Annotated in this window: 16 protein-coding genes, 1 tRNA gene and 3 pseudogenes; 4 read left to right on the forward strand and 16 right to left on the reverse strand. The window is 63.3% G+C overall.

Translation table 11 applies throughout. The annotated features are described in order from the left end of the window. Positions 1-4 precede the first annotated feature (4 nt). Genes NKJ13_RS13850 through obgE form a run of 3 tightly spaced genes read right to left on the reverse strand, consistent with a single transcriptional unit; the run spans position 5 to position 3,493 of the window. A complete protein-coding gene (locus NKJ13_RS13850) occupies positions 5-1,291 on the reverse strand; it encodes a glutamate-5-semialdehyde dehydrogenase (protein WP_352737823.1) in 1,287 nt (428 codons plus the stop codon). Positions 1,292-1,304: 13 nt separating this feature from the next. Then, positions 1,305-2,459, reverse strand: coding sequence for a glutamate 5-kinase (gene proB / locus NKJ13_RS13855; protein WP_352737824.1), 1,155 nt, complete (start codon positions 2,457-2,459; stop codon positions 1,305-1,307). Between the two features lie 2 nt (positions 2,460-2,461). Further along, on the reverse strand, positions 2,462-3,493 hold the full coding sequence (obgE, locus tag NKJ13_RS13860) for a GTPase ObgE (protein WP_352737825.1): 1,032 nt from the start codon (positions 3,491-3,493) through the stop codon (positions 2,462-2,464). A gap of 171 nt (positions 3,494-3,664) precedes the next feature. Here obgE and NKJ13_RS13865 point away from each other — a divergent pair. Continuing rightward, positions 3,665-3,997 (forward strand): annotated as a pseudogene (locus tag NKJ13_RS13865) (endonuclease/exonuclease/phosphatase family protein); the annotation flags it as partial. A gap of 58 nt (positions 3,998-4,055) precedes the next feature. On the opposite strand, the gene NKJ13_RS13870 reads toward NKJ13_RS13865, so the two are convergent. From NKJ13_RS13870 to NKJ13_RS13880, 3 genes are all read right to left on the reverse strand, one after another. Continuing rightward, complete coding sequence (locus NKJ13_RS13870) at positions 4,056-4,643, reverse strand: GNAT family N-acetyltransferase (protein WP_352737826.1); 588 nt, start codon at positions 4,641-4,643, stop codon at positions 4,056-4,058. Positions 4,644-4,758: 115 nt separating this feature from the next. After that, a complete protein-coding gene (gene rpmA / locus NKJ13_RS13875) occupies positions 4,759-5,028 on the reverse strand; it encodes a 50S ribosomal protein L27 (protein ID WP_023678077.1) in 270 nt (89 codons plus the stop codon). A 98-nt stretch (positions 5,029-5,126) separates the two neighbouring features. After that, positions 5,127-5,834: a 50S ribosomal protein L21 gene (locus NKJ13_RS13880; RefSeq protein WP_352737827.1), complete on the reverse strand. Its 708-nt coding sequence runs from the start codon at positions 5,832-5,834 to the stop codon at positions 5,127-5,129. A 338-nt stretch (positions 5,835-6,172) separates the two neighbouring features. Between NKJ13_RS13880 and NKJ13_RS13885 the strand changes: the two genes are divergently transcribed. Further along, positions 6,173-6,262, forward strand: a tRNA-Ser gene (locus NKJ13_RS13885). 73 nt (positions 6,263-6,335) lie between these two features. Here the strand turns inward: NKJ13_RS13885 and NKJ13_RS13890 are convergent. Continuing rightward, positions 6,336-6,689 (reverse strand): annotated as a pseudogene (locus tag NKJ13_RS13890) (DUF308 domain-containing protein); the annotation flags it as partial. Between the two features lie 600 nt (positions 6,690-7,289). Here NKJ13_RS13890 and NKJ13_RS13895 point away from each other — a divergent pair. Together NKJ13_RS13895 and NKJ13_RS13900 are read left to right on the forward strand one after the other, a co-directional pair. Continuing rightward, positions 7,290-8,207, forward strand: a pseudogene (locus NKJ13_RS13895) (alpha/beta fold hydrolase). 104 nt (positions 8,208-8,311) lie between these two features. Further along, the gene (locus NKJ13_RS13900) at positions 8,312-8,635 is read left to right on the forward strand and encodes a hypothetical protein (RefSeq protein WP_352777840.1); all 324 of its coding nucleotides are present in this window, start codon (positions 8,312-8,314) and stop codon (positions 8,633-8,635) included. 21 nt (positions 8,636-8,656) lie between these two features. On the opposite strand, the gene recQ is transcribed toward NKJ13_RS13900, so the two are convergent. The 9 genes from recQ to uxaC all read right to left on the reverse strand — a co-directional run bounded on the left by recQ (position 8,657) and on the right by uxaC (position 17,999). Beyond that, complete coding sequence (gene recQ / locus NKJ13_RS13905; protein WP_352777843.1) at positions 8,657-10,495, reverse strand: DNA helicase RecQ; 1,839 nt, start codon at positions 10,493-10,495, stop codon at positions 8,657-8,659. Between the two features lie 363 nt (positions 10,496-10,858). After that, the gene (locus NKJ13_RS13910; protein ID WP_352740020.1) at positions 10,859-11,197 is read right to left on the reverse strand and encodes a cupin domain-containing protein; all 339 of its coding nucleotides are present in this window, start codon (positions 11,195-11,197) and stop codon (positions 10,859-10,861) included. 24 nt (positions 11,198-11,221) lie between these two features. Beyond that, positions 11,222-11,989, reverse strand: a complete 768-nt coding sequence (gene kduD, locus NKJ13_RS13915) for a 2-dehydro-3-deoxy-D-gluconate 5-dehydrogenase KduD (RefSeq protein WP_352740022.1) — start codon at positions 11,987-11,989, stop codon at positions 11,222-11,224. After that, a complete protein-coding gene (gene kduI / locus NKJ13_RS13920) occupies positions 11,986-12,843 on the reverse strand; it encodes a 5-dehydro-4-deoxy-D-glucuronate isomerase (RefSeq protein WP_352740024.1) in 858 nt (285 codons plus the stop codon). Before kduI ends, kduD begins: the two co-directional genes overlap by 4 nt. Positions 12,844-12,871: 28 nt before the next feature. Further along, on the reverse strand, positions 12,872-13,648 hold the full coding sequence (locus NKJ13_RS13925) for a FadR/GntR family transcriptional regulator (protein WP_352618125.1): 777 nt from the start codon (positions 13,646-13,648) through the stop codon (positions 12,872-12,874). Positions 13,649-13,658: 10 nt separating this feature from the next. Then, the gene (locus NKJ13_RS13930) at positions 13,659-14,939 is read right to left on the reverse strand and encodes a TRAP transporter large permease (protein ID WP_023678089.1); all 1,281 of its coding nucleotides are present in this window, start codon (positions 14,937-14,939) and stop codon (positions 13,659-13,661) included. A gap of 4 nt (positions 14,940-14,943) precedes the next feature. Beyond that, complete coding sequence (locus NKJ13_RS13935; RefSeq protein WP_023719697.1) at positions 14,944-15,471, reverse strand: TRAP transporter small permease; 528 nt, start codon at positions 15,469-15,471, stop codon at positions 14,944-14,946. 103 nt (positions 15,472-15,574) lie between these two features. Further along, positions 15,575-16,552, reverse strand: coding sequence for a TRAP transporter substrate-binding protein (locus NKJ13_RS13940; protein ID WP_023678091.1), 978 nt, complete (start codon positions 16,550-16,552; stop codon positions 15,575-15,577). A 37-nt stretch (positions 16,553-16,589) separates the two neighbouring features. Next, a complete protein-coding gene (gene uxaC, locus NKJ13_RS13945) occupies positions 16,590-17,999 on the reverse strand; it encodes a glucuronate isomerase (RefSeq protein WP_352740026.1) in 1,410 nt (469 codons plus the stop codon). Between the last annotated feature and the right edge of the window lie 153 nt (positions 18,000-18,152).

The following is an 18,152-nucleotide window of genomic DNA, read 5'->3' on the forward strand; positions in this document are numbered from 1 at the left end:
AAGGTCAAGGCCTCACCTGTCCCGACCCGCGTACGCGGTATTTGAACGACGTCAGCTGCTCGACGCCGACCGGCCCGCGCGCATGCATCTTGCCGGTGGCAATGCCGATTTCGGCGCCCATACCGAACTCGCCGCCATCGGCAAACTGGGTCGAGGCATTGTGCAGAAGGATCGCCGAATCGATCTCGTTGAAGAACCGTTCGACGGCCTTTGCATCCTCGGCGATGATCGCCTCGGTGTGATGCGAGGAGAACGTCTCGATATGCTCGATCGCGCCGCCAATGCCGTCGACCAGCTTCACCGCAATGATGGCGTCGAGATATTCGGTCACCCAATCTGCATCGGTCGCGGGCTGGGCGTCGGAATAAAGCTTCAGCACCTCGGCATCGGCATGGATCTCGCAGCCTGCCGCCTGTAGGGCCCCGAGGATCGGCACCAGGTGCGTGCCGGCGACGGCACGGTCGACCAGCAGCGTCTCGGCAGCACCGCACACCCCGGTGCGTCGCATCTTGGCATTGACCGCGATCTTGACCGCCATGTCGAGATCGGCCGATCGGTCGATATAGAGATGGCAGATGCCCTCGAGATGCGCGAAGACCGGCACCCGTGCCTCGTTCTGCACACGCTCGACCAGGCTGCGGCCGCCGCGCGGAATGATGACCTCGAGATTGCCGGAAAGCCCTTTCAGCATTTCGCCGACGGCGGCGCGATCGGTGGTCGGCACCAATTGTATGGCATCCTCCGGCAGCCCGGCTGTCTTCAGCCCCTCGACCAGGCAGGCATGGATCGCGGCGGAAGAATTCGCCGAATCCGAGCCGCCGCGCAGGATCACCGGATTGCCCGCCTTGAGGCAGAGCGCGCCGGCATCGGCGGTCACGTTCGGCCGGCTCTCATAGATGACGCCGACGACGCCGAGCGGCGTGCGCACCCGTTCGATATGCAACCCGTTCGGCCGCTCCCAGGCGGCAATGACATTGCCGACCGGATCGCGCAACCCGGCGATTTCATTTATACCGTCTGCCATGGCGCGGATGCGGGCGGGATCGAGCTTCAGCCGATCCATCGACGCTGCCGACAGGCCAGCCTCCTTGCCGTTTCTGATGTCGATGGCATTGGCGTCGAGGATATCCTGCTCATATCGAAGGATCGCCTGAGCCATGCCGACCAGCGCCGCGTGCTTGCGCTCGGCCGCTGCGATAGCCAGCGGTCGGGCCGCGGCACGCGCGCGGCGGCCGATATCGGCCATCAGCGCCACGGTATCGTCCCGGGATTTTTCATGCAGCGTCAGCATGGCTCATCCTCCGCTATTCAACCTGATCACCGACTACTTGCTCGCCGCCGGCATGGCTCACCACAAGGTCGTCGCGGTGGATCATGGCCGAACGCGCCTCGTAGCCGAGCACGGTTTCGATCTCGGTCGTCTTCAGGCCAGCGATCCTTACGGCATCGGCGGCATCATAGGCAACCAGCCCGCGCGCTATCTCGCGGCCCTCGGGCGACAGGATCGCCACCGTATCGCCGCGCGCAAAATTGCCGCTGACCAATTTGACGCCGGCCGGCAGCAGCGACTTGCCGGAGAGCAGCGCGCCGATGGCGCCGGCATCGACGGTCAGCCGTCCTGCAGGTTCGAGCTGCCCGGCGATCCAGGTCTTGTAGCCCTTGACCGGATTGGCACTCGGCCGGAAGAAGGTGGCGCGCTCGCCGCGCTCGATTGCCAGCAGCGGCGACAGCCGCGTGCCCGATGTGATGATCATGGCGGCGCCGGCGGCGGTGGCGATCTTGCCGGCGTCGAGCTTGGTGCGCATGCCGCCGCGCGACAATTCCGAAGCGGCAGCACCCGCCATTGCCTCGATGTCGGGAGTGATGCGGTCGACGACGGGAATGAACCGAGCTTGCGGGTCGCGCGCAGGCGGTGCCGTGTAGAGCCCGTCAATGTCGGAAAGCAGCACCAAAAGGTCGGCGCCCATCATAGTGGCGACGCGCGCCGCCAGCCGGTCGTTATCGCCATAGCGGATTTCCGATGTCGCCACCGTGTCGTTCTCGTTGATGACCGGCACTGCCGTCATCTTGAGCAGCGTCGAGATCGTCGCCCGCGCGTTGAGGTAGCGGCGGCGCTCTTCGGTGTCGCCGAGCGTCAGCAGGATCTGGCCCGATTTCAAGCCATTCTTGCCGAGCGCATCCGACCAGGCGCCGGCCAAGGCGATCTGGCCGACGGCAGCAGCGGCCTGGCTCTCCTCGAGCTTCAGCGCTCGCTTGCCGAGGCCGAGGATGGTGCGGCCGAGCGCAATCGCCCCGGAAGACACGACGAGAATTTCTGCGCCGCCATTGGCCAGCACGGCGATGTCGTCGGCAAGCGAGGCCAGCCAGTCGCGCTTCAGGCCCGTCGTGCGGTCGACAAGCAGCGCCGAGCCGATCTTGACGGCAATGCGCCGATAATTTTTCAGCGATTGCGCGGCCATGGCTATGTGTTCCAGCGCGTCTCGACCGGCGCAGCGACAGCTTCGCGGGCCTCCGCCACTACAGCCATCAGCGCGCGCAACACCGCCTCGACGCCTTCGCCGGTGACAGCAGAAAGCAGCATCGGCGCGCGGCCGGCGGCACGTTTCAGCGAGGCGGCCTTTTTCTTGCGTGCGTCGGCATCGAGTATGTCGACCTGGGAAAGCGCGACGATTTCGACCTTGTCGGTCAGCCCGTTGCCGTAAGCGTCGAGCTCGGCACGCACGGTCTTGTAGGCCTTGGCCGGATTTTCTTCCTGCGCCGAGACGAGATGCAGAAGGACGCGCGTGCGCTCGACATGGCCAAGGAAGCGGTCGCCGATGCCGACCCCTTCATGCGCGCCTTCGATCAGGCCCGGAATGTCGGCGATGACGAACTCGCGCCCGTCGATGCGGGCCACGCCAAGGCCCGGATGCAGGGTGGTGAAGGGATAGTCGGCGATCTTCGGCTTGGCCGCGGTGACCGCCGCCAGGAAGGTCGACTTGCCGGCGTTGGGCAGCCCGACAAGGCCGGCATCGGCGATCAGCTTCAGCCTGAGCCAGATGTTGAGCTCTTCGCCTGGCAGTCCGGGATTGGCGCGGCGCGGCGCCTGGTTGGTCGAGGTCTTGAAGTGCTGGTTGCCGAAACCGCCATTGCCGCCCTTGGCCAACAGGAAGCGCTGGCCGACGACCGTCAGATCGCAGATCAGCGTCTCATTGTCCTCGGCAAAGACCTGTGTTCCGGCCGGCACTTTCAGCGTTACGTCGGCCCCCTTGGCGCCGGTCATGTTGCGGCCCATACCGTGCGTCCCGGTCTTGGCCTTGAAATGCTGCTGATAGCGATAGTCGATCAGCGTGTTTAGTCCGTCGACCGCCTCCACCCAGACATCGCCGCCGCGGCCACCATCGCCGCCGTCCGGACCGCCGAACTCGATGAACTTTTCGCGCCGGAACGACACCGAACCGGCGCCGCCGTCGCCGGAGCGGATGTAGACCTTGGCTTGATCGAGAAATTTCATCGGATTGTATGGTTTCTGTTATTGGCTTTGCGGGATTGCTCTAAACCAAGGCGGGTCGAAGGGCGAGGGCCGTTTTTGCTACTGTAACGTCGCGCGTAGCTCTGGACGCGTAGCATTTGGTTGACCCTTGCCGAAAATCGATCCTCGGCTTTCCAAGCGCGAGATGTCGGAATGAAGCTGGTAACTTACAATATCCACTACGGCGTCGGCCTCGACGCCCGCTATGATGTCGGCCGTATCGCCGATGCCGTGCGCGGCGCCGACGTGATCGCGCTGCAGGAGGTCACCCGCGCTAACCCGAAGAATGGCGGCCGCGACATGGTGGCCGACCTCGGCGAGGCGCTGCCCGACTATTTTGCCGTCTACGGCAGCAATTTCGAAGCCGACGCCGGCTCGCGCCTGGAGAACGGCCGCGCCATCACGACCACCTTCCAGCTCGGCAACATGGTGCTGTCGAGGACGCCGATCCATCTGTCGCGCAATCTCCTTTTGCCGCGCAGCCGGCAAGCGGCCGGTTCGGACCACTTGCCGGTCTGGCTAGAGATGGCGTGAGCCGCATCCATCAAAAATGCACCCAGTTCCTGAGACTGGTCCAGGTCTTGCGATCGAGGCGGTAGCGTTCGACCGGCACCTGACCGGCAACGATCGAATTCAGCATGCCCTGGCCGGCATACTGGAAGCCGCATTTGTGGATGACGCGGCGCGAGGCCGGATTGATAACCCGCGTCGAGGCGTGCAGCACCTGGATCGTGGTTCTCTGGAAGGCAAGGTCGACCAGTGCGTGCGCTGCCTCCGTCGCGTAGCCGCGTTTCCAGTACGGCTCGCCTATCCAGTAGCCGAGCTCCAGCCCGCGATCCGTTGTGTTGAGTCCGGCACAGCCGACGAAGGTCTCGGTGCCGGCCAGCGTCAACGCATAGGCGATTCCAGCCCGGCGCGATGCCGTCATAGCCAGGAAAGCGCGTGCCTCCGCCTCGCCATAGGGATGCGGCATGCGAGCCAGCATTTCCGCGACACGGCGGTTGTCGGCGAGCGCCACCAATTGCTCGATGTCGCTTTCACGCGGGGCACGCATGACCAGCCGCTCGGTCGCGAGCACCGGGCAATCTATCGTGTAACTTTCGTCGTCTGAGTCTTCCGCTTCGGCAACCATGTCAGTCCTCCAGGCAAGAAAAAAGGGAGATGGAAACCCATCTCCCCTGATCCTTTTCCTGGCTTGGCCAGACACCGGTCCCGAGATGGGTGCCGGTGTTCTCGTGCGGAACCGGCTACTCCGCTGCCTTCGTCATCGGGTTCACCGATACGTAGGTTCGGCCATTGGCTTTTTTGTTGAAGGTGACTGCGCCAGCTTCGAGCGCAAACAGCGTGTGGTCCGTGCCAATGCCGACATTGGTGCCGGGATGCCACGTCGTGCCACGCTGACGAATGATGATGTTGCCCGGAATCACGGCTTCGCCGCCGAACTTCTTCACGCCGAGCCGCTTGGAATGGGAGTCGCGACCATTGCGCGACGATCCGCCAGCTTTCTTGTGTGCCATCTAACTACTCCGATGCGCCGTGAGGCGCCTAAACGATCTTATGAACGCGTTCGCGTTCCGTTTCAAGTCCGATCCGGCGACGATTGCGCCGGTTCGTTTTACTTTTTCGCCAATTCCTTGGCCTGCTCGCGCCAGTCCTTGATCTGGTCGGCGCTGAACGGCATGTGCTCGTCGATCTTGGCGACATCCTTGTCGGACAGTTTCGCGATCTGTGCGAAGGTCGTGATGCCCTGTTCGTTGAGCTGGCCGGCTGCAACCGGACCGATGCCCTTGATCACGGTCAGATCGTCGGGTTCGCCCTTCGGTGCCTTGAACAGCGGAGCGGCGGTTTCGGTTGCCTTGGCCTCGGTCGTCTCAGCCTTGGCTTCCTTCTTCGGCGCAGCCTCTGCCTTGTCTTCGGCCTTCGGCGCGGCTTCAGCCTTCGCCTCGGTCTTGGCTGCAACCTCGGCCTTCGCTTCGGTCTTGGCGGCGGCCTTCTTCGCCGGCTTGGCGCCATCCAGCAGGATCTCGGCGATCCTGACGGTGGTCAAAAGCTGGCGATGGCCGATCTTGCGGCGCGAATTCTGCCGGCGGCGCTTCTTGAAGGCGATGACAGTGCGGTTCTTGCCCTGTTCGACGACTTCGGCGGTGACCAAGGCGCCGTCGACGAATGGCGCACCGAACGTGACGTTCTCGCCCTCGCCATGCGCGAGCACCTGGCCGATCTCGACGATATCGCCGACATTGGCTTCGAGTTTTTCGATCTTCAGGAGATCGTTGGCGGCAACGCGATACTGCTTGCCGCCCGTTTTGATGACTGCGAACATTTTTTGCCTTTCGCTGTTCGGTCGGCCTTGATGAACCGCCTAAGGCGGTTCGGCCGTCTTTTTGTCAGTCTGCGGGTTCAAAAAACAAGCGGCGCGGAAGATCCCTCCACGCCGATTGCGCGCTGTCCCTAACCGAAGGTTCGGTTTGAGTCAAGGCAAGCGCCGCGGGCAAGCTGCAAACGGGTTGAGCCCAGTCCTTGCAAATATCGAGCAGCGGCTGCCGGAGGCTCGAAGGAAGCAGGGACAGAAGCTGCGGCGACGGGGCAGATTGGCCCTTGTAACCTGCCTGTCCAGCCGTTATCTAGTGCGCCGCGCCGGCAACGGCGGACCATGACCGCGGAGAGGTGGCAGAGTGGTCGAATGCACCGCACTCGAAATGCGGCATGGGTGCAAGCCCATCGGGGGTTCGAATCCCTCCCTCTCCGCCACTTCGGAATGGTACGACCCGAGCCATAGATAACTGCATCTCTCATCGCGCCGGTAATGGCTTAAGATCGCGGCCTATGCAGCCTTCCGCCGCAATTGGCTCACACTCAGCCACACCGCCGAAACCAGAAAGTAGAGGGCGCCTACTGCGGCATAGCCGGCCACGTTGCTGATGGATGGCGGCATCGGCATCCGCCTGCACGATGAAAAAGGTGCCTGCCAGCGCTGATTGCCCTCCGCTCAGGATCATCGCCCACTGTGCACACCATAGCTCTCCCAACGGCGGACTGCGGTGCCGAGTTGAAGCAGGCCGGACAGGATCGCCCATAGGCCGAACACCCCGAGCACCCAATTCATGCTCACCTCCAGCGCGAGAACGACCGCGGCCGTTGTCGCGCTACTGACCACGACATTGATGGTCTGTCTGCGAAAGCGCCGGGTGTTTGTCGATCGAGGTAGCCATCCCACTTCGGGGAGGAGGGCAACGCCCTCCGGTCGACCGGATCATTGCGATCGCCGGGCGGCACTAGGCGTTTGCACCGACTGCGCTATCTCCCCATCGTTAGCCTTGTTCTATCGCTGGTTGAAGACTGGGAGGTTTCCATGGATCGGCGACTATTTTTGACAGGAATGTTTGGCATTGCCGGGGCCGCGGCCCTTGCAAGCACAGTTCGGCCAATCAACGCAGTGGCCGGCGTTCCAACTGCCAGAAGCGGCATTCTCGATGAACTCGAGGCGCCGGATGTCGAAACCTTCGACGACGACGAAACTCAAGCCGAGTTGCAACCAGTCTATCATCGCCGGTGGCACCGGCCGCGTCGGCGCCGCCGGCGTGCTTGGAGAAGGGTCTGTCGCGTTTACTGGCGAAATGGCTATCGGCGCAGGCGGTGCTTCCGCAGGCGCGTGTGGGTCTGGTTTCGATTCTAGCAACTGGCCGGCTTGAACCCAGGCCATCGCGGCCGGGGTTCGCCTCAGGCGGCCGTTAGCGCCCTTGGAGAGCTTGTCTAAGGGCGCCCGAGGAGGCTGACGGTGTTTGCAGGTTTCAGAGCCACCAGCTTGCGACTGGACGATACGACCATTTTCGCAAGGGTCGGCGGCACCGGTCCGCCGCTGCTGCTTCTTCACGGTTTTCCAGAAACGCATCTGATGTGGAGGGATATCGCCGCAGCCTTGGCGCCCCGCTTCACGGTGGTCGCCGCCGACCTTCGAGGCTATGGGCAAAGCGGATGCCCGGTTTCATCTGCCGATCATAGCCCATACGCCAAGCGCGCCATGGCCGGCGACATGGTTCAGGCCATGAAGCAACTGGGGTTTGAGCGGTTCATGGTTGCCGGGCATGACCGTGGCGGGCGGGTTGCCTATCGCCTGGCGCTCGACCATCCCGACAAAGTGCTCAAAATCGCCGTCCTCGACATCATCCCCACCGCCGCAACATGGGATCGGGCGGATGCCAGACTGGCACTCGGCTTCTGGCCCTGGAGCCTTCTTGCCCAGCCGGAGCCCCTGCCGGAGCGTCTGATAGGCGCGGCTCCCGATGCCGTCGTCGACGATGCAATAACGCAGTGGGGATCGTCGGCGAAAATGGTCTCCAAAGAGGTCAGGGACGCCTATGTTGATGCGCTTCGCGATCCCGCGCATATTCACGCCATCTGCGAAGAGTATCGCGCCGCTGCGACGATCGATCGTGAACATGACGCGCTGGACTAGGTAAACGGTAGTCGCATCGAGTGTCCGCTAGTGGCGCTATGGAGTGGCGAAGGCGCCCTGGAGAACTGGTATGCGCAAGAGGGCGGGCCGCTGGCCATTTGGAGGAAATGGGCCGACAGAGTGGAAGGACGCGCTGTTCAAGGCGGGCACTTTTTCCCGGAAGAGCACCCCGACAAAACGGCAGCGGCACTCTCGGAATTCTTCGAGGATAAACAGGACGGTCAGCACAGAGTATTGTAGAGGTCACATGCTTCAGTTACGCCGAACCTCGGGAGTGCTTCGCGGCCTGAGATCGAGAACCCTCCGAAATTCGCTCGGCCGGCGTCAACGTGCTTGAAAAGAAAATGAAGGCGATCTCCACGGCCGCGCCTCTGATATGCAGCCTGATGTTTGTCGGAAGTTGCGCATCGCCTTTGCCTGCATCCTTCGATGCTGCGAAATACGACAAGATGAGTTGCGTCGAGCTCAACGTGGCGATGGGCGCTGTCGCCGACGAAATGTCGGCGACAGCCATCGCTCGTGGCAAAGTCGTCCACACCAACATTCCGGGCTGGCTGTTGGGAGGGCAGCGTGTCGCCTCGACCGTGGCTGCCCGTCAGAGTGCGAAGCTCGAGCGCTTGCGGCAGCAGGAGGCTGCGATTGCGGCGGCGAGGCGAAGCAGGTGCTGATTACGTCACTGAAGTGGGTCTTCAGCCCGCCACACCAGATTGATGCGCAGCGATCGCGCCGAGGAATATCTCGCCGAAATCCTTGAGCTTGGCGGCGCCGACGCCGTTGACCGCGGCGAAGGCGTCCAGATCGCGCGGGCAGCGTTCGGCCATATCGATCAGTGTACGATCCGAAAAGATCACGAAGGCCGGCACCTGGCGTTCCCGGGCAAGACGCAGCCGTACAGCCTTGAGCGCGGCCAGCAGCACCGAATCCAGACCTTCCGTGCCTGCTGCGGTATCCTGTGCGGTCCGTATCTTGCCTCGCGATGACTGGCGCGCGTCCACGCGATACCGGAACGAGGCCTCGCCCCGAGCCAGCGCACAGCCCTTCTCGGCAACGGCGAGGCCGCCATGGCCCGTTGAGTCCAATGTCAGAAACCCTCCCGCGACGAGCTGGCGGACCAGCGACAGCCACACATTTTTCTTGTGCGCGACACCGGTGCCGAAGCTAGCAAGCCTGTGGTGGTTCCTGTCCAGGACCTTCTCGGTCTCATGGCCGAGCAGAACATCGACGACATGGCCGGCGCCAAAGCGCTCGCCGGTCTGTGCGATCGCCGCCAGGATGAGCCGTGCCTCCGCCTCACCATCCGCATGCGGCGCCTGGTCGAGGCAGTTGTCGCAATTGCCGCAAGGCGAAGCACTCTCGCCGAAATAGCCAAGCAGGATCTGACGGCGGCACTGCGTCGTCTCGCAGTAGCCGATCAGCGTATCGAGTCGGCCATGCGCGCGCCTTTTGTGCTCAGCCGGCGCGTCCTCGTCTTCGATGAAAAGCCGGCGCATGCGGATATCGCCGAGACCGAAGAGCATATGTGCCTCGGCCGCCCGCCCGTCGCGGCCCGCCCGCCCGATTTCCTGATAATAGGCCTCCAAGCTGCCCGGCAGGTCGGTGTGGAAGATATAGGCGACGTCCGGCTTGTCGATCCCCATGCCGAAGGCGATGGTCGCCACCATCACCACGCCGGACAAGGTCATGAAAGCGTTTTGATTCGCTTCACGCGCGTCCTTGCTCATGCCGGCATGATAGGCGAGCGCGCGTACGCCGTTCCGCTCGAGGAACGCCGCCATCTCTTCGGTCTTTTTGCGCGACAGGCAATAGACGATCCCGCTGCGGCCTGCATGGCGCTGCACGAAGTTTAGCAATTGGCGCTTGCTGTCCTGCTTGGGCTCAATGCCTAGCTTGATGTTCGGCCGGTCGAAGCCGAGCACCACCGTATCGACGCGTCGGTCGAACAGTTGCGCGGCAATGTCGGTGCGCGTCGTCTCGTCCGCCGTCGCCGTCAGCGCAATGATCGGCACTTTCGGGAAGATATCACGTAGTCTCGACAATTCTTCGTATTCGCGCCGGAACGCCGGTCCCCATTGCGAGATGCAATGTGCCTCGTCGATGGCGATCAGCCGGACATCGAGCTTGGTCAACGCCTCGAGCATTCGCACGGTCATCAACCGCTCCGGTGCAAGATAGAGCAGGCGCGTCTGGCCTGCGGCGACACGGCGCCATGCAGCGACATTGGCATCGCGGTCGAGCGAGGAATTGATCGTATCGGCCGCCACGCCGGCAAGCCGCAATGCGGCGACCTGATCCTGCATCAGGGCCACCAGCGGCGAAACGACAATGGTGAGCCCGCCCAGCACCAGCGCTGGGACCTGGTAGCAGAGCGATTTGCCGGCGCCGGTCGGCATGACAGCCAGCACATGATGCCCGGCCAGCAACGCCTCCATCACGGCCGCTTGGCCGAGACGAAAATCATCGAAGCCGAATACATCCTTCAGGACGCGCCGCTTGGAATCCTCCACCGGGACGCTCGCCGCTATCTGCATTAGGGAACTTTCGGGGATACGACCTGCCGAAATTCGCCGGCGAATCGCCAGGTGATTGCCTGGACAGCAGATTCGAACATTTATCGACCTCTCTGGTCCTGTCCGCGGCACCGCCCGAGGCGAACTTCTCTCTCATTGGCCGATATCAGACCGTCCTTCCAGCCCCTATTCGCTTTGGCTGTGAATATCGCACCGCCTCGGAGCGGTTAATCCTATCTTCACCATCATTCGGCAGGTTCAGGTTCTGCGGTGATGTTTTGAGTACCGCGGCGCCACAAGCGCCCAGGCAACACGCCCGCGTCTCTCCGGAGGCGCGGGTTTTTTCGTTCTGAGAACCGGCTGCCTGATCTTCGGGCCCGCAGCTCAGTCGAGGAAATCGGCGCGGTGCGGCGTAAAGCTGTCGACCAGTCGTCCCGCCTGCAGCGCCTTGACGCCATGGATAAGGTTGGAAGGAACGATGAAGGTGCTTCCGGCTTCCAGTATCTCGGTCCTGCCGTCGATGGTGACCTCGAAGCGCCCTTCGGCGACGTAGCTCGCCTGGACGTGCGGGTGCGAGTGCAGCGCGCCGACGCCACCCTTGTCGAAACCGAACTCGACCATCATCAGCTCGTCCGTGTGCAGGAGCACGCGCCTGCGATTGCCATCCGGCGTCGGCGTCCATGCGCCCTCACCGGCATGCGAGAAGATTTTGGTTCCGGTCATCGCCAAACTCTCGTCTTTGGTTGCTCATCGCGCCAGCCAGCCGCCGTCCACCGGCATCACCGCGCCATGCATATAGTTCGACGCCGGCGCCAGCAGGAAGACGGCTGCGTCGCCGATGTCTTCCGGCGCACCCCAGCGCCCGGCCGGAATGCGCGCCAGGATCGACGCGCTGCGGTCGGGATCGGCGCGCAGCGCCTCGGTGTTGTTGGTCTCGATATAGCCCGGCGCAATGCCGTTGACATTGATGCCCTTTGCCGCCCATTCGCAGGCAAGCAGCCGGGTGATGCCGAGCACGCCATGTTTGGAGGCGGTGTAGGAGGCGACGCGGATGCCGCCCTGGAAACTCAGCACCGAGGCGATGTTGACGATCTTGCCGCGCCGCCCCGGCTCGGCAAGCACGCGCCTGGCAAAGCGCTGGCTGAGGAAGAACACCGTCTTGAGATTGACGCCGATGACGTCGTCCCAGTCGGCTTCGGTCAGTTCGACCGCATCGGCACGCCGGATAATGCCGGCATTGTTGACCAGGCCGTCGAGCGCCCCCGTATCGTCCCAGACGCGGTCAAGCATGGCCTGGGCAGCGGCATCGTCGCCAAGATCGCAGCGGACGGCTTCGAAGCGTCCGCCGGCCGCTGCAATCTTCTCCGCCGTCTCGTCCATCGCCGAGCGGCCGACGCCGACCACCGCGCCGCCGGCGCGCGCGATCGACACGGCAATGCCCTGGCCGATGCCGGTATTGGCGCCGGTGACGAGGATGCGCTTGCCGGCAAGGCTGAAGGCCGAGAGATCGCTCACTTGAGCTCCTCCATCGCCACCAGGTCGACATCGGTATAGTCGACATTGTCGCCAGCCATCGCCCAGATGAAGGCGTAGTTCGAGGTGCCGGCGCCCGAATGGATCGACCATCCCGGCGACAGCACCGCCTCCTCGTTGCGCATGACGAGATGGCGCGTTTCGTCCGGTTCGCCCATGAAGTGAAACATCCGCGCCGCCTCCGGCAGGTCGAAATAGAGATAGGCCTCCATGCGCCGGTCATGCACATGGCATGGCATGGTGTTCCAGACGGAACCGGGGGCAAGCTGCGTCATGCCGACGACAAGCTGACAGGTCTTTACCCCATCGGCATGGATGAACTGGAAGATCGAGCGCTCGTTGGAGGTCGCCTGGCTGCCGAGATCGAGCCGCTTGGCATCGCCGATGCGGATCAGCCGGTTGGGATGGCCCTGATGCGCCGGCGCGCTGAGCAGGTAGAATTTAGCCGGCGCTGCCGGATTGGTCGCAGCAAACGATACCTCATCCGTGCCCATGCCGAGATAGAGCATGTCGCGCGCCTGCAACTCGTAGGATTGACCGCCGGCTTTCACGACGCCGGCACCGGCGATGTTGACGATGATCATCTCACGGCGGTCGAGAAAATTCTTGGTCCCGGTCGGCTTGATCGCCTGCAGCGGCAGCGGTGTACCGGCGGGCATGGCGCCGCCGACTATCATGCGGTCGTAATGGGTGTAGGTCAGGCTGATGCGGCCGGGCTGGAACAAGTCCTCGATCAGGAAATAGTGTCGCAGCTCGTCCGTTCCCATGGCTGCGGCACAAACAGGATCGATGGCGAAGCGGGAGGTGAAATCCGTATGATTGTCAGTGTGATTCATTGCTGTCCCATGGGGCTGCCTCAATTGCTTATTCAGTTGCCGCGGCCTTGACCGAGTCGGCATAAAAAATCTGGCGCGCGTGCAGGCGCTCGCGATAGCGCTGCTGGCTGGCACCGAGATGCGCGCGCATCGCCTCCCGCGCCGCTTCGGCATCGCCTGCCGAGATGGCGTTGAGGATCATCAGGTGTTCGCGCTGCAGGCCGCGCTGGTAGGCGTCCGATTGGGCGAACTCGGTCGACCAGGGCGAGGTCACATCGCAAGGAATAGCGCGCCGGCCGAGCACGTCGAGCATCTCGACATAGAACGGATTGTTGGTGGCGCTGGCGATTGCGCGGTGGAAGGCAAGGTCTGCCGGTCCCGTCGGCTCGCTGTTGAGGAGCAGCCGTTCGAACTCGAAGAAGGCTTCCTGGATTGCCGCTTCCTGCGCGGCGTTGCGCCGGATGGCGGCGAGCCCGGCGGATTCGATCTCGATCGCCAATCTGACTTCGAGCACGTTGAGGGCAATCGAATCCTTGCTGCCCATCTCCGCTGCCAGAGCACCGAACGCTGTCGAGATATGTTCGGTGACGAAAACGCCGGCGCCTTGGCGCGGCTCGACCAAGCCGTCCGCGGCAAGCTTGGCCAGCGCCTCTCGTATCACGGTGCGGCTGACCCCGAAGGTTTCCGTCAGCTGGCCCTCGGTCGGCAGCTTTTGCCCAGGCTGGATCTCGCCCGCCTGCAGCTGCTTGCGGATCGCCGCGACGACGGTTTCCGAAAGCTTCGGTCTTCGTTCGACGCGGAGCCCGACGGCAGTGTCCGATGCCATGTCGCACCCCCTATTTGAAGACGCTCGGCAGCCATAGCGAAATGGCCGGAATGTAAGTGACGAGCGCCAGCACCACGAGGCCTGCGCCATAGAATGGCCAGATCGAGCGCATCGATTCCCAGACGGATATCTTGCCCACGGCACACGCCACGAACTGCACTGCGCCCACCGGCGGCGTGTTCAGCCCGATGCCGAAATTGAGGATCATGATGACGCCGAAATGCACCGGATCGACACCGTAGGCCTGCGCCACGGGCAGGAAGATCGGCGTGCAAATGATGATCGTCGGCCCCATGTCCATGAACGTGCCGAGGAACAGCATCAAGAGGTTGAGCAGCAGAAGCACGACCAGCGGATCGTCCGAGATCGCATTCATGGAGGCGATGAGCGCTGCCGGCACTTTCAGGAAGGCCATCAGCCACGAGAACGCCGCCGCCATGCCGATGATAAGCAGCACCATGGCAGTGGTGCGCACGGCGCCATGGGTGGCATGAACGAACCCTTCCCAGGTCATCTGCCGGTAAACGAAGACGGTCACGAGCAGCGCATAGATGACGGCGATACAGGAACTCTCGGTGGCGGTGAAGACGCCCGATCGCACGCCGCCGAAGATGATCGCGATCAGTAGCAGGCCGGGCACGGCGACGGCGAAAAGATGCGCGACCGCGGTGAAGCCCGGAAACGCCTCGGTCGGATAGCCGCGGGAGCGCGCCACGATATAGGCGGTGACCATCAGCGACAGGGCCAGCAGCAGGCCAGGGATGATACCGGCCGTGAACAGATCGGCGATCGAGATCTTTCCGCCTGCCGAGATCGAGTAGATGATCATGTTGTGCGACGGCGGCAGCAGCAGCGCGATCAGTGCCGCCATCGACGTGACGTTGACGGCGTAGTCCGCTCCATATCCACGCGCCTTCATCTGCGGGATCATCAGGCCGCCTACCGCCGCTGCCTCCGCCACCGCTGAGCCGGAAATGCCGCCGAACAGTGTAGCGGTTGCAATGTTGACCTGGCCGAGGCCGCCGCGCAAATGGCCGACGAGCGAGCCAGCGAAGGCAACGATCTTGCTGGCGATGCCGCCGCGCACCATCAAGTCGCCGGCGTAGATGAAAAACGGAATGGCCAGCAGCGAAAAGACGCTCATGCCGGAATTCAGGCGCTGGAACACGATGAGCGGCGGCAGGCCCATATAGAGGACGGTGGCGAGGCTTGCGACGCCCAGGCAGAAAGCGATCGGCGTGCCGATAAGCATCAGCAGGGTGAAGACGCCGAAGAGAATCCACAGTTCCATGGCGTCAGACCTTCACGTTGGCGGTGTCGAGTTCGGCCGCGACTTCGGCCGGCGGCAGTTCATCGAGGGCATCGTCGATCGGCGCGCCGGAGAGGCGAAGCACGATGCGCTCCAGCGTGAAGAGCACGATGAGCGCGCCTCCCGCGACAAGCGGGACATAGTCCCAGCCCCCCGATATGCCGAGTGACGGCAAGACGGAGCCCCAGGTCAATGCGACCAGCTGGCTGCCATACCAGATCATGCCGATGCCGAAGGCGAGCGCGACAAGATCCGAAATCATCCGCAGCCAGCGCTTGCCGCCTTTCGGCAGCACGTAGAGCAGTACGTCGAAGCCAAGATGGTAGTTCTCGCGCACACCGACGGCAGCGCCGAGGAAAATGAACCAGCTCATCAGCATCACCGAGCCCGGCTCGGTCCAGCTCGGCGAGCGGTTCAGAACATAGCGGCCGAACACCTGCCAGGCGACGAAGGCGGTCATCAGCACCAGCCCGATGCCGGCGATCGACAGCGCCGCCGTGCTGACGCGCGACATCACTTGCGCGACGCCGGACAGGAGCGGTGTTGGTCTTGGGCTGGAAGTCACCGGTTTTCTCCCCAGGAGGATGGCGGCACGGAATGTCCGCGCCGCCGCTTGATCACTGCACGGCCTTGATGGCTTCGACCATGGCCTTCAGCTTGTCGTCCTTGACGTGCTTCTCGTAGACCGGCCCCATCGCGTCGATGAAGGGCTGCTTGTCCGGCGTCGTGATCTGCGAACCGGCCGCCTCGACCTTGGCGCGCGATTCCTTGACCTTGGCGGTCCACAGCTCGCGCTGCTTGGCGACGCTTTCCTTGGCGGCCGCCTTGAAGATCGCCTGGTCTTCCGGCGTCAGCTTGTCCCAGCTCGACTTCGCCATGACGAAGGCTTCCGGCACCATCGTGTGCTCGTCGAGCGAATAGTACTTGGCGACTTCCGCATGCTTGGCGGTGTCGTAGCTCGGAAAATTGTTCTCCGCGCCGTCGATGACTCCGGTCTCGATCGCCGAATACACCTCGCCATACGGCATCGGCGTCGCGTTGGCGCCGAGTGCCGCCACCATGTCGACGAAGATGTCGGACTGGATGACGCGGAACTTCATCCCGGCCATGTCGGCCACGGTGTTGATCGGCTTCTTCGAATTGTAGAAGGAGCGCGAGCCGCCGTCGTAAAAGGCGAGCAGCACCAGCCCGACCTGGTCGAACGCCGCCGCGATCTGGTCGCCGATCGCCCCGTCCATGACCTTGTGCATATGCTCTTCCGAACGGAAGATGTAGGGCAGCGAGGGCACGGTGGTCTCCGGGATGAGCCCGTTGAACGGCGCCATCGAGACGCGGTTGAGATCGATCACGCCGGTACGCACCTGCTCGATCGTGTCCTTTTCCTCGCCGAGTTGCGCGGAAGGATAGATCTCGACCACATAGCGGCCGGCCGTGCGCTCCTTCACCAGCTCGCCGAAATATTTGACCGCCTCGACCGTCGGATAGCCGTCCGGGTGCGTGTCGGACGAGCGCAGGACCGTCTGGGCGCTTGCCGATCCGGCCAGCAGTGCGGCGGCAAGTAGCGTAGCTCCCGCCAGTCTTGAAAAATGCAGCATTGGTTTCCTCCCGTTTGAACGATGGCGGCAAGCGCCGTTAGAGCCGGTACGCCTTTTTCGCGAGCGTATAGGCAAGTTCCTGCGCCAGCTCGTGCGCCTCGTCCTCGCCGAGCCGATGCTCGGCGACGAGACGCGCCAGATATGCGCAATCGACCCGGCGCGCCACATCATGGCGGGCCGGTATGGATGGAAAGGCGCGGGTGTCGTCGTTGAAACCGACGGTGTTGTAGAAACCGGCCGTTTCGGTGGTCATCTCACGGAACCGGCGCATGCCTTCGGGGCTGTCGTGGAACCACCAGGCCGGGCCGAGCTTCAATGCCGGGTAGACGCCGGCGAGCGGCGCCAGCTCGCGCGCATAGCTGGTCTCGTCGAGCGTGAAGAGGATGATGGTGAGGTCGCGCTCCAGCCCGACGCAGTCGAGCAACGGCTTCAGCGCCGTCACATAGTCGGTTCGGGTCGGAATATCGAAGCCTTTGTCCCTGCCGAACTTGTGAAAGATAGCCGGCGAATGATTGCGCCAGGAGCCGGGATGGATCTGCAGGACCAGCCCGTCGTCGCGGCTCATCTTGGCCATCTCGGTCAGCATCTGGGCGCGGAACAGCTTTCGCTCGCGCTCGTCGTCCGAGCCCCGGCGGATGCGGTTGAACAGCTCCTGCGCGGCGGCATCCGAGAGATTGGCGGTTTCGGCCGTCGGATGGCCGTGATCGGAGGAAGTCGCACCGAAACTCTTGAAGAAGGCGCGCCGCTGGCGGTGCGCCTCGAGATAGCCTGTCCAATTGCCGGTATCGCACCCGGTGATCTCGCCAAGCCGGTCGAGATTGGCCGAGAACCCTTCGAAGTCGGGATCGACGATCGCATCCGGCCGATAGGCGGTGATGACGCGGCCCTCCCAGCCGCTGTCGCGGATCATCTGGTGCCATCTGAGATCGTCGAGCGCGCCTTCGGTCGTTGCGATGACTTCAATGTTGAAGCGCTCGAACAGCGCTCGCGGGCGAAAATTCTCCCACTGCAGCAAGGTCGAGATCATATCGTAATGGCGGTCGGCGGTTGCGGCCGTCAGCGGCTCGTCGATGCCGAACAGATGGGCAAGCACATGGTCGAACCACAGCCGGGTCGGCGTACCCCGGAACAGGTAATAATGCTCGGCGAAGCGCCGCCAGATCGTTCTGCCGTCGGTTTCCACCGGCGAGCCGTCAAGCGTCGGCACCCCAAGCTCCTCAAGCCGAACGCCCTGGCTGAACAGCATGCGGAAAATGTAGTGGTCCGGCACGATCAGCAACTGCGCCGGATCGGGAAACGCCTCGTTGAGCGCATACCAGCGCGGATCGGTGTGGCCGTGCGGGCTGACGATCGGCAGGTCCTTGGCCGCGGCGTAGAGATCACGGGCCAGCGAACGCGGGCGCGCCTCGGCGGCAAACAGCAAATCCGGATCCGTCAATGCGGCCACGCAAATCCTCCCAATCCGGACATCGGTAGGGTTGGAAAGAAATAATGTCAACATACAAAAACTGGGTTGTTGTATGATGACTTTTCGTCGGCCATTGCCCATTGTGCGTGACGGCATCGGGTGTTACGCCGCCTGACAGCAGTGACCCAACAA

Source organism: Mesorhizobium sp. M0174 (assembly GCF_040322275.1).
In the GTDB taxonomy this organism is placed as follows: Bacteria; Pseudomonadota; Alphaproteobacteria; order Rhizobiales; family Rhizobiaceae; genus Mesorhizobium.

Coding starts and splice junctions, on each gene's coding strand:
- rpmA (WP_023678077.1), bottom strand. CDS start 5,028: ATGGCACACAAGAAAGCTGGCGGATCGTCGCGCAATGGTCGCGACTCC.
- recQ (WP_352777843.1), bottom strand. CDS start 10,495: ATGCAGATAGCGGCGAGCGTCCCGGTGGAGGATTCCAAGCGGCGCGTC.
- proB (WP_352737824.1), bottom strand. CDS start 2,459: ATGGCCGCGCAATCGCTGAAAAATTATCGGCGCATTGCCGTCAAGATC.
- NKJ13_RS13930 (WP_023678089.1), bottom strand. CDS start 14,939: ATGGAACTGTGGATTCTCTTCGGCGTCTTCACCCTGCTGATGCTTATC.
- kduI (WP_352740024.1), bottom strand. CDS start 12,843: ATGAATCACACTGACAATCATACGGATTTCACCTCCCGCTTCGCCATC.
- NKJ13_RS13935 (WP_023719697.1), bottom strand. CDS start 15,471: ATGTCGCGCGTCAGCACGGCGGCGCTGTCGATCGCCGGCATCGGGCTG.
- NKJ13_RS13870 (WP_352737826.1), bottom strand. CDS start 4,643: ATGGTTGCCGAAGCGGAAGACTCAGACGACGAAAGTTACACGATAGAT.
- NKJ13_RS13850 (WP_352737823.1), bottom strand. CDS start 1,291: ATGCTGACGCTGCATGAAAAATCCCGGGACGATACCGTGGCGCTGATG.
- NKJ13_RS13925 (WP_352618125.1), bottom strand. CDS start 13,648: ATGGCATCGGACACTGCCGTCGGGCTCCGCGTCGAACGAAGACCGAAG.
- NKJ13_RS13910 (WP_352740020.1), bottom strand. CDS start 11,197: ATGACCGGAACCAAAATCTTCTCGCATGCCGGTGAGGGCGCATGGACG.
- NKJ13_RS13880 (WP_352737827.1), bottom strand. CDS start 5,834: ATGTTCGCAGTCATCAAAACGGGCGGCAAGCAGTATCGCGTTGCCGCC.
- NKJ13_RS13900 (WP_352777840.1), top strand. CDS start 8,312: ATGAAGGCGATCTCCACGGCCGCGCCTCTGATATGCAGCCTGATGTTT.
- obgE (WP_352737825.1), bottom strand. CDS start 3,493: ATGAAATTTCTCGATCAAGCCAAGGTCTACATCCGCTCCGGCGACGGC.
- NKJ13_RS13940 (WP_023678091.1), bottom strand. CDS start 16,552: ATGCTGCATTTTTCAAGACTGGCGGGAGCTACGCTACTTGCCGCCGCA.